We start from the raw sequence: 9,872 nt of genomic DNA, 5'->3' as shown, positions 1-9,872 counted from the left end.
GAAGAAATTACACCAGAAATGGTGAAGCGTGATGATTATGGGTGGTTTGGCCAGTTAACCATCCACTATTATTTGACAACAGGTTCGGAATTTTTAGCTCAAAAAGATCAAAAACGGGTTGAAGGGTTGGCAAAAGAGAACAATGGAAAAGTCTTTAAGCCTGATATTAATAAGGTCGCTCTAACTCCAAAAATTAAAGTTTTAGAGTTTTTGGAAATTGAGGAGCAATTCCTTAACCCGATAAACCAACACGATAACGAGTCTCTCGAAGCTTGGTTTAACGAGAAGGTTATCCCTCACAGGCAAACTATTAAGACGGTTTTAGGCTTGACGATTAATCTTTTAAAAGATTCTCCCGTAGCGGTCGCTCAGAGAATATTGGGGATTTTTGGATTGAAACTAACTTGTATTGGTCGCTTAGGAACTCGTGGTAATCGAAAACGGGTTTATCAATTGCTTGACCCCAATCTTGACGGACGGAACGAGATTTTTAGCCGTTGGTTAGAACGAGATTCTAGGGCCGTGTCCACCCCTCCTAATAATATTTATTTACTGGAAGAGGTGGCCGCATAAGTCTTAGACGAAACCGTTGTTTTGTCTAATGTTGATTGACTATACTACAACTCGTTTCAACTGGTAGTACAAAAATAACCCTTAAATATTCGCGTGAAAAATACGTGCCTTGGAAATTAGTGGCGAGGGGTGTGGTGCAACAAATCTCGCTTGAATCATGAAGGAAAAACCGTTCAAAGGCAAGTAGCAAATAGGTTTAAGGCAAACTGTCCTACAGAATCATATAAAGTCATCAAAAATCAAGGTTTGTCAGACCTGAGTGTCAACGTTGACACTTTGCTAAACTCATCGCAAAGAGCAATAGGTTAAAAGGCGGCGCAGTCCCCAAACGGACTGGAATCCTCATAGGCTGCACAAGAAATCGCTAAAAAACAACCCCAAAAAACTCGCCTGCATCACAAATTAACCATGATATAAACTGTTTGCACGTGCAAATAGTTTTAAGAAAATCGGCTGAAGTTTTCTTGAAACTGTCAGATCAATCTTACGGTTTAATCTCTAAATCCCTCCACGTGGAAGGATTGCTAAACTCATAAGTCAACTTACGGGTTTTTCGTGTTGGCCGCTAAAGTTGCAACTCAGGTTGCAGCGACCAACAAAGCAGATTAATTCATTGGCTTGATTGGGGATACGTTTTGATTTCCCCCGATTTCTCCCGATACCCCCGCTCAAAGGAGCGAAAAACGCACTCAAACAGCGAAAATCAAAAACCGACCCCAATCAAATCAAAAGTTAATCGCTGTACGAGAGTCAAAACTGTCAGATTGATCGCGCTCTCTGAGAACGCTTTTTTTCATCTTCTTACGGCTAAAATCATGGTCGTACAGATTTTGTTCTCGTACACCATAGCAATCGGTAAAGAAGCCAAAAAAGGAATATCGGTAGCATCTCTATTATTAGGTGTTCACCTAATTAATAGGATTCCCATATGGATGAGCAACAACCCAGAGTAGTAAGGCGCGGGTATCATGTAGCGGCAAAACCACCGCAGAACCGCACCGCTAAACTCTTGAACGAGTTAACCGAACAGGAGATGAAAGCGATTATCAACGCTCGGTATCCCAACCTGAGAGAGCGAATTAAGAACGAGCCGAAAGAGTTTCTGATTGGCTTTCTGCAAGCTGTGGGACTACACGAAAGCGAAAGATTTGTAATCCCTGAAATGGATGGGGAGCCTACCAACCCGCTACCGAAAATTAACCGCAGATGGGGAGGTTATTAAGCCATGAAAGCAGCAAAAGCATTCAAAGTAAGAAATGGTGATTTTTCTAAAACCTATGGTGGAATCACGATTCCCATTGGTGAAAGCGTACTAATGGAAGCCGATTGGAAGAAATTTTATGCCGAAGCGGTGAAAGACCCATTTTTCCTCATGCAAGAAAAAGCTAAATGTTTTGTATATTTGGGTGAAGTGAAGCCGCTACCCGACGAAATTGACAGCCTCTCTGAGAAAGAAGCCCTTACATTAATCGCTAATACCGACGACCACCTATGGCTTAAGAGGATGGTGCTGAAATCGGAAAATCAGAAGTACCGAGCGGCGATTAATTTCAGGAACAGTATTTTGGCAGGCACTAGAGGGAAGCAATTCTACACCTTAAAAATCGAGGAGATACCGCCCCATCACTACGCGGCTGATTTGTACAACCATTACAGAGCCTCAGATTTGCTACCCAAAGACGGTTAGCAGCGATTCATCCCCAAAAAATACCCTTCCCATTACTAGGAAGGGTATTAGACTATGCAAATAGCAATAAAAATCAAATCAACCCAGAGAAAAAACCACCGACGGCGGTGGGAACGAAACATGATCCAAAAAAACCAGTATGCAAATTGATTGAAGAACTAACGCGGGACAAAAAACCATTGCCGAGGTTAATAGCAAATAATAGCCCGTCCGTTTCAGACTTTGTAATTCATTTTTTTCACAGCATCCCATCTAGTAGGGCCGTCACTTCACCTTGATGATTGATGCGATTATCGTCGTAAATCATCAAAGTATTCAAGTCGGCATGACGGCTTAACTTCTGTACCTTCCTCACATCTCCATTAGTCGCATCAAGAGCCGCCGTAATCGATGAGTGTCTGACTCGATGAGGACTCATCACCTTATTTAAACCTGCTGCGGTTGCTGTCTCTCTCACAATTTTGTAGATAGCATGAGTCGATAGCCGTCCCATTGAATAGGCAGGATTGACGCTACAAAATAGAGCCGCGTCCCTATTGGTTTCCCCCCTGTACTCTAACCAATCAGACAAAGCAGAAACCGCAGTTTGGCCCAAAGTAACCGTTTCTGATTCCGTACCTCTCCCTTTCCCGTAAATCTTGAGAGTCCCATTTATGGGGTCAAAATCTTTAATGTCAGCTTTGGCTACTTCAGACCTTCTCAGGGCGTTACACCATAACAGAACGAGTAAAGCGTAATCCCGTTTGCCTTTGAGCGTGACACGATCGCACACTTCTAAAACTCGCTTAAATGTCTCTGTGCCAATTCCCGACGTATCTCTGTAAGCTTTCAACTTTTCCGACTTCACCGCTTCTAACATAAACTCACAGCGACCACACTGATAAGCGTAACTCACCAAACTTTTAAGAGCAGCCAAGCGTCGGTTAATAGTGGCCGCCGTTAACCCCAATTGAATCAGATTACCCTTATATCGGTTGACCAATTCAAAGCCAACATGACGATCGCTCTTAAGAAACTTACCCAGAGTTAACCCGTCATGATGAAGAAGAAAATCTTTGATATCGTTCCTGTAAACCCGTCGTGTGTGTTCCGACCGTTTTGTGTTCAACCAATCAGACAAAAGTAAATCATAATCCGTTACTGATTCAACGGGAACTAGATGAGAAATCTTTGAATTAATTGATACAAGATTACTATTCATGTTGTGAAAATCATCATTATCAAAACATTGAACTGTTGAGAAAAGGGTGACGTGTGGCCCACCCGTATCGATGTGATTAGTTTTCGTTCTGTTGCCCAAAAAGATGTTCTAAGATTCTCACAACCTCAGTCCGAATCCCCGCTACTTCAGTACGGAAAAATTCTCGGTCTGCTTCAGCTTGAGTGACAAATTGATTTAACCTTTCTTCTAAGCGTTTGATATTTGCTGTATTAGTCTTTGTCGCTTGAGTTAGTGTTACTAAGTCTTCTCGGTTCTGTTGAGTTAGAATAACTGTTGCTTGTAGAATTCGTTCGATTTGCTGTAATCTGTCTTCTGACATTTTTGCTAAACTCCTATTAGGATAAAGTTTTCCAGTCCCCTTGAGTTCACACCTCTAGGGGACTACTCATTATTATGGATTACTTGGTTAGGGTTTCCTCAAACCAATAAATCACGTGACGATGCTCTCCAAAATCCGTCATCTCGTCAAAGTACGGCTTACCTCCTAAATCGCCAGTTGTATCTCCAAATTCACGGCTTAACTGATTCCATGTTAGAGTGTGCTGCTTTATCAACTCTCCTAATTCCGAAGTTTTTTCCCTCATATGCTGCTCAAATAAAGCCGCTAATTCATCAGCCTTCAAACGAATTTGTTCTGATAAAGCGATGCAACGCTCTACTCCTACTCGCTCTTTTTTCGTCATCTCTGGAACGGTTTCGCATAACGTTAATTCATTGAAGATGTTTTCAATCGCTTGGTTTAAGCGATCGCTAAACTCCTTAGCTTTTTCTTCCGTATCGAAAGTTGCGATGATATCCGTCTCACAACCAAGCGTAACTAAATGGCGTTTAGAATTAGAACAGATTTGAGTTTTGGAGTAGATTTTGGGTGTAGTCATGGTTTTTTACCTCTATTGGTAATAAGTTTGTGTAGTGTAGTCTCTAAGCGGTTTTCAGGGTCATTACAAAATACGTCAACGGTTAAATCCAGTCGGTTGATCCTAGTAAGTCACGGGTTTGTTTGAGATATGCGATCGCATCAATGATCTTCTGCTTTTGGCTGTAGTAGTAATGGTTAGGGTAATGTTGCTCTCGCTCCTCAAGCCGTGTATTGAATGCTTTGTAATTATCCTCAAGCAGATCCAGAGTGTGATTTATGCTGTTTTGTATCTCGTAATGTCGATGGGGGTAATCTGAGTAATCTTTCATAATTGACCCTCCTATGAGTACATAACGGGACGGAATACACCAGATGATGCTTTGAAGCCGATCTCGTAGGATACAGGTTCAAAATCAACGAATCGTAGGTCACAACGTCCTAAGCGTTCATCACCCCAGAAACCTCTTACAATGCGGTCAAGGTACACATCAAACTCGCCTAACTTCTCTTTGTTACCACCAATGGCATACACAAGAATTGATTTGGTTAGGGGATGAATGATGACGTTAGCTTTGGTTTTGTTTTGATTCGGGATTGTGATGTAATAGTGGTCATCTCGATCAGGTAAACGGCCCTCTAATGCTTTCTTTGAGACAAAGCGGTTAACCAACTTGCCAAAACCTTTCTTGATTTTGACGAATAAGCAGTTACTCCATTCCTCTACGGATGCGATGGCATGAATCCCAACATGGAGATGCTGACAGACCTTCTTTTTTAAGATGTACGCTTGGTTTATCATTGTGATTACCTCTTAAAACGGGGTTAGGCAGTTGTCTGATTGGAGTCTGTGCAACTGCCTTATTGATTTACTTCTCTACTATAACTCTAGGTAACTCTAAATAACTCTATTATAAGTAACTCTAGATTAACTCTAATCATTGATTAGGGTAACTCATTAATAACCCTAAGTAACTCTAATCGAGATAGCCTAGATAGAGTAAAGCTTATCTGTTGATTTATGCCATTAGGAAAGGGAAAATATAAAGTATCGGCTTATCTATCTGATGAGGAATTAGAGTTACTAGAGTCGCTTAGTCAGACTTGGCAATGTAATAAGTCTCAAGCTGTTATCAGAGCCATCAAAACTCTAGCCAGTAACCCTAGTAACTCTAATGAGAGTCACTATAACTCTAGTAACTCTATTAGGGTTACTAGAGATGAATTAGAGGAATATCTTAAGCCGATGGAAGACCATTTGAATGAGGTAAAAAAGGATGTATCAGAAGCAATTACCTTGATTCAAAATCAGTTATCCGAATTCGATAAGGGGTTTCAGTCGTGGGGTAGCGTTGTACACGACCACGACCGAATCTTGAGTGAGGGTGTAGCGACAAAATCTGAATTACACAAAGCGATCGCGTTCCTGAAAAACGAGATTGAAGAAAAAAGGAACACCTTTAACTCATCTCAAACCGACGACGAAGAGGATGAGGATGAGGATGCCAAATCATCACAGGGACTAACCAAGGCATCTTTAGACCCCATCTTTGAACCATACGAGATGCCACCACGCGACGCGCTTACTCAAACTGATTTAGCCAAAAGACTTGGGGTTAATCAATCTACCGTGTCACGGCATCACGGCGACGGCGACAACGATGAACACTTTAAGCAGTGGTCAAAGGGAAGAGACCCCCAGGGCAAATCATGGAAGTGTATCGGGTTTTTCGAGACCCCACACAAAAGTAAATATTTTGTTCCGTGTTGACCTGTGGGAACAAATTGTTCCCACGACTGTATCACCACGCTACAATCGTGCCGACAAATTGTCACTCCTGTCGGTGGCATACCCGTTTACGCGAAACAAACGACAGTGTAAGGGTTATAGTATTGAACCAAAAGAAGCAGGAGAGTCATTATTAACCAGTTTTTATTTTAAAATCACAACAACAGAAACCCTTATCTAATAAGTGATAAGAAAATCCATTCTTCATTTTAAATGAGTTTTTCTTAACATTCATCAAATCATAAAAGTAAAAAGTGTGCTTTCCCCAATCACTATTACTCTAATGTCGCCATTACATTAATGGCGATAAGTTTCAAAGTGTTGGATATTCCAATACTTTGAAACATACTTTTAAGTCAATTTAACTTTATTAAGTTTATTGCGTACTAACAGAACTGTTGTATCTCTGATTTAGAGATATATCTTATCCGTAACTTACACAAGTAACGGATACAATCTGATCATCGTATCATTAGATGGAATTCCATTATCTAATTAGGCAACAATCGCTACACATATGGTTTAGTGTCGTTTTATCTAGTATCACGTGACGCGATATTCGGAAAACGGTAAATTTAAAATTTGTTTCTTTATTTCATTGAGTCATACCTTGTTTTCTTTTTAATAGGTTATATTGTAATCAGTAAGTATTACAATTAAAAAGAAAGATTTTATGGGGCGCGTGAAAATTGGTGAACCAACTAAACCCGTTTGTGTTTCTATTAAATTAACGGAAACTGATTTTATTGATTTGCTCAGACTTATTAAGCTAAGGAATTACCCTAGTGCTTCGAGTCTTGTCCGAGACTTAGTTAAAGAAACAATTCGAGAAGAGAGAAGATTAGCTTAAAATAAAATTACCTGAGTCGGTGGAACGACGCAGGCAACTACTAAAAAACGAAATATATGATTTATTCTTTTTTAAAATTAGTCGGTGGAACGACTAACCTAGATATTCCTATCGTAAACGATACGGCAAAACTTGACAAAACTCTTGGCAAAAATTCGGCAATTTTTCGCCTTCCGACTGACGCATCTAATCAGTATAGCATATCACCGAAAGCCTTACAACACAAGCAATCTGGGTTACCACCTTTTTCAAAAAACACCCCCAAACCAAGGCCTCGACACGGGGGAAATTTAATCCCAGATCATCCAATATTTCAGGCAATCGACAGACGGGATTATCCCAAGGGATACGATATTATCGAGGGCGTTTTCCCATACACCAACCCCATCGATACACTAAATCGCTTTAACCCGCGTTTCAGTTGCCCACGCTGTGGTCGGAGTGCCGAAATAGTCGAGAGGAACCGACGATACCTCAAGCTAAGATGTCCGAAATGCGGATGCTTCTTAAAGTGGGTTGGGGGTCGGAACGATGCTTAAACACTCCCATTACCAAGAACTAGAGAAAAGCGCGATCGCCCCTGAAATTATCGAGTTAAACTTCAAATCAATAGAAGGCAATATAGCCTATGAATCGTTACTGTATGGGCTATCTAACGACGAACGCCGCAACGATGGCCGCTTGAGAGATTACTGGTTAAGACGTTATCAGCACCTAGATCATGGTGGTTGGTGGTGTGGCACGATTAATCCCATTACAAATAAAGAATCTCTTTGGGGTTGCTTTAAACCAGACAAACCAAAAACCGACCGCGAGAAAGGAAAACCCATCAAATACGAACACCCGCCAAAGGTTTCCACTGAGGTATTCTTCCCTAAGGTCACTTGGGGAATCGGATTAAAGATAGCTATCAAATGTGGATTAGAAGATTCCTACAAAGAACGGATGGCGGCGGTGATCGGGATTGCCACTACTGAGACGTTTTATTTGACTGAGGATATAGAATTCTGGCAGTGGGTTATTGAAAATCCAGTACCAATTACTATCGGTGAAGGAGTTAAAAAAGCCGCTTCTTTACTGTCTGCTGGTTATTGTGCCGTTGGCTTACCTGGAATTTGGAGCGGAATCAGAAAACCGAAAGATGATTTTGGGAATGCAATCGGTTTATCTTATCTAATTCCCCAGTTGGAACCTTTTGCCACTCAAAGACGGGAAATTAATTTCTGTTTTGATAATGACTCCAAACCTAAAACGAGACAAGCCGTTCGTCAAGCCACGCTTAAAACTGGGAATCTATTCAAGTTCAAAGGTTGCAAGGTTTCGGTTACTCTGTGGGATGGTTCTGAAAAAGGCGTTGATGATTTAATTGCAGCCAAAGGAACCGAATACTTTGATGAGGTTTACAACAGCCGTACAAGCCTTGAATTGTTCAATCTTAAAGGCTTTAAAACCCTTTACCCAGACTTGACGGTTAACCAGCGATACCTTAATGTAGCAATCCCAAAAGACGCTCAAGTTATTTGGCTTAAATCAGCCAAGAAAACGGGTAAAACGGAGTTGATGGCAAGAATTGTCTCTGAAGCGATTGCAAAGGGTCAACGCTGCTTCGTGATTGGGCATCGAGTCAAATTACTCGAAGATTTAGGAAATCGTTTCGGATTGCCCTATCGATTGGAGCTTAGAACCTCAGAACAGGGAGCTACATTAGGTTACTGCCTGTGTATTGATTCGCTTCACCCAAACGCCAATCCAAGCTTTAATCCCTCCGACTCCTCTGAAGCGTTAGTGATTATCGATGAGTTTGAACAGGGCCTTTGGCATTTATTAAATTCTCCCACCTGTCGAGCGAATCGAGTCTCAATCATTGAAACCTTTCAAACACTTCTAAGAACAGTTGTTGCTACAGGAGGCAAGATTTATTTAGCCGATGCCGATTTAAGCCGAATTTCCATTGATTATGTAGAACGAGCGATTGGATTTCCTGTTAAAACTTGGGGAGTAGAAAATACCTTTAAATCAAGTCAAGGAAGAAAGCTTTTTGTTTACGACGATTCCGAATCCTTGTACTCTGCTCTACTCACTCACATCAGAGACGGGGGTAAACCGATTATCTTCACAGGGGCTAAAGATGCTAAATCAAAGTTAGCGACGGGAAATCTAGAGAGAGGGATTAGTATCCAGTTCCCACAATCTAGAATCTTAGTGCTTGATTCCGATACCTGTAAAGACCCATCACATCCTGCTTACAAAGCGATGGGGAATTTGAATCAAGTCTTAAATGATTACGATGTTGTTATTGCCTCACCTGTTCTAGAAACAGGAATCAGTATCGACATTAAAAATCATTTTACGAGCGTATTTGGTTTTGGCACGGGGAAACAGACGGTTAACGGCTTCTGTCAAGGATTAGACCGTCTTCGAGATGATGTACCGCGTCACATCTGGGTGGCTAAATATTCTAGTGAAAGAGTAGGAAATGGGGAAACCGATTTAAACCGATTGCTCAGGTCAGAGCATCAGAAATTCAAAGTTACCTTTAACTCTCTAGCATTGGCTGACACGGTAAACAGCTTGGATGGGAGTAACCCCGAAACCCTTCAAACATGGGGTAAAATGGCTTGTTTCCAGAATTTAGAAGCTAAGAATTATCGAGAATGTATTTTGAATAAACTGCAATCAGAAGGTTATGAATTAATTGAAAACCTTACCCCGTCTGACCCCTACGTGTCAAAAGATGAAAGTAAATTGCTTTTGACTTTAATTAAAGAAGATAACTATGAGCGAGAGTGTGAGGCTAATTCAAGTGCCGCTAATCCAACAGATGAAGAATTCAAAAAACTTGAGCAGCAAAACGACAAAACCCCGCAGCAACGGTACACTCACAGAAAAGGTAAG

The 9,872-nt window shown here is 41.1% G+C and carries 12 protein-coding genes; 7 read left to right on the top strand and 5 right to left on the bottom strand.

Annotated features, from left to right (window positions below):
- The 3 genes from CFPU101_RS24545 to CFPU101_RS24535 form a co-directional block, all read left to right on the top strand.
- Positions 1-573 (top strand): hypothetical protein (locus CFPU101_RS24545; RefSeq protein WP_307730481.1); only part of this gene is annotated, 573 nt, incomplete at its 5' end.
- A 1,009-nt stretch (positions 574-1,582) separates the two neighbouring features.
- Positions 1,583-1,795, top strand: a complete 213-nt coding sequence (locus CFPU101_RS24540; protein WP_206818418.1) for a hypothetical protein — start codon at positions 1,583-1,585, stop codon at positions 1,793-1,795.
- A gap of 3 nt (positions 1,796-1,798) precedes the next feature.
- Positions 1,799-2,260, top strand: a complete 462-nt coding sequence (locus CFPU101_RS24535) for a hypothetical protein (RefSeq protein ID WP_206818416.1) — start codon at positions 1,799-1,801, stop codon at positions 2,258-2,260.
- A 238-nt stretch (positions 2,261-2,498) separates the two neighbouring features.
- Here the strand turns inward: CFPU101_RS24535 and CFPU101_RS24530 are convergent, their stop codons facing one another.
- The 5 genes from CFPU101_RS24530 to CFPU101_RS24510 form a co-directional block, all read right to left on the bottom strand.
- Entirely contained in the window at positions 2,499-3,461 is a 963-nt protein-coding gene (locus CFPU101_RS24530; protein WP_206818414.1) for a tyrosine-type recombinase/integrase, read from the bottom strand.
- A 76-nt stretch (positions 3,462-3,537) separates the two neighbouring features.
- Positions 3,538-3,801 (bottom strand): hypothetical protein, encoded by a 264-nt coding sequence (locus CFPU101_RS24525; RefSeq protein WP_206818413.1) that lies wholly within the window; start codon positions 3,799-3,801, stop codon positions 3,538-3,540.
- A 79-nt stretch (positions 3,802-3,880) separates the two neighbouring features.
- Positions 3,881-4,360 carry a hypothetical protein gene (locus CFPU101_RS24520; RefSeq protein ID WP_206818411.1) on the bottom strand — a complete coding sequence of 160 codons (480 nt, stop codon included), beginning with the start codon at positions 4,358-4,360 and terminating at the stop codon, positions 3,881-3,883.
- Between the two features lie 82 nt (positions 4,361-4,442).
- Positions 4,443-4,670, bottom strand: a complete 228-nt coding sequence (locus CFPU101_RS24515) for a hypothetical protein (protein ID WP_206818409.1) — start codon at positions 4,668-4,670, stop codon at positions 4,443-4,445.
- A gap of 11 nt (positions 4,671-4,681) precedes the next feature.
- A complete protein-coding gene (locus CFPU101_RS24510) occupies positions 4,682-5,140 on the bottom strand; it encodes a hypothetical protein (RefSeq protein WP_206818407.1) in 459 nt (152 codons plus the stop codon).
- 219 nt (positions 5,141-5,359) lie between these two features.
- On the opposite strand from CFPU101_RS24510, the gene CFPU101_RS24505 reads away from it, so the two are divergent.
- The 4 genes from CFPU101_RS24505 to CFPU101_RS24490 form a co-directional block, all read left to right on the top strand.
- A complete protein-coding gene (locus CFPU101_RS24505) occupies positions 5,360-6,109 on the top strand; it encodes a helix-turn-helix domain-containing protein (protein WP_206818405.1) in 750 nt (249 codons plus the stop codon).
- Positions 6,096-6,308 (top strand): hypothetical protein, encoded by a 213-nt coding sequence (locus tag CFPU101_RS24500; RefSeq protein WP_206818403.1) that lies wholly within the window; start codon positions 6,096-6,098, stop codon positions 6,306-6,308. The genes CFPU101_RS24505 and CFPU101_RS24500 overlap by 14 nt, the downstream gene beginning before the upstream one ends.
- Before the next feature lie 725 nt (positions 6,309-7,033).
- Positions 7,034-7,516 carry a hypothetical protein gene (locus tag CFPU101_RS24495; protein ID WP_206818401.1) on the top strand — a complete coding sequence of 161 codons (483 nt, stop codon included), beginning with the start codon at positions 7,034-7,036 and terminating at the stop codon, positions 7,514-7,516.
- Positions 7,509-9,872 (top strand): plasmid replication protein, CyRepA1 family (locus CFPU101_RS24490; protein ID WP_206818400.1); only part of this gene is annotated, 2,364 nt, incomplete at its 3' end. The genes CFPU101_RS24495 and CFPU101_RS24490, both read left to right, overlap by 8 nt.

The sequence above is a fragment of the Chroococcus sp. FPU101 genome (assembly GCF_017312365.1).
Classification (GTDB): domain Bacteria; phylum Cyanobacteriota; class Cyanobacteriia; order Cyanobacteriales; family Microcystaceae; genus Chroococcus.
This window is presented reverse-complemented; position numbering and strand designations above follow the sequence as displayed.

What these genes read in the sequence shown, in the direction of transcription:
- CFPU101_RS24495 (WP_206818401.1), top strand. Translation starts at nt 7,034, where the DNA reads ATGATTTATTCTTTTTTAAAATTAGTCGGTGGAACGACTAACCTAGAT.
- CFPU101_RS24535 (WP_206818416.1), top strand. Translation starts at nt 1,799, where the DNA reads ATGAAAGCAGCAAAAGCATTCAAAGTAAGAAATGGTGATTTTTCTAAA.
- CFPU101_RS24525 (WP_206818413.1), bottom strand. Translation starts at nt 3,801, where the DNA reads ATGTCAGAAGACAGATTACAGCAAATCGAACGAATTCTACAAGCAACA.
- CFPU101_RS24510 (WP_206818407.1), bottom strand. Translation starts at nt 5,140, where the DNA reads ATGATAAACCAAGCGTACATCTTAAAAAAGAAGGTCTGTCAGCATCTC.
- CFPU101_RS24530 (WP_206818414.1), bottom strand. Translation starts at nt 3,461, where the DNA reads ATGAATAGTAATCTTGTATCAATTAATTCAAAGATTTCTCATCTAGTT.
- CFPU101_RS24515 (WP_206818409.1), bottom strand. Translation starts at nt 4,670, where the DNA reads ATGAAAGATTACTCAGATTACCCCCATCGACATTACGAGATACAAAAC.
- CFPU101_RS24520 (WP_206818411.1), bottom strand. Translation starts at nt 4,360, where the DNA reads ATGACTACACCCAAAATCTACTCCAAAACTCAAATCTGTTCTAATTCT.
- CFPU101_RS24505 (WP_206818405.1), top strand. Translation starts at nt 5,360, where the DNA reads ATGCCATTAGGAAAGGGAAAATATAAAGTATCGGCTTATCTATCTGAT.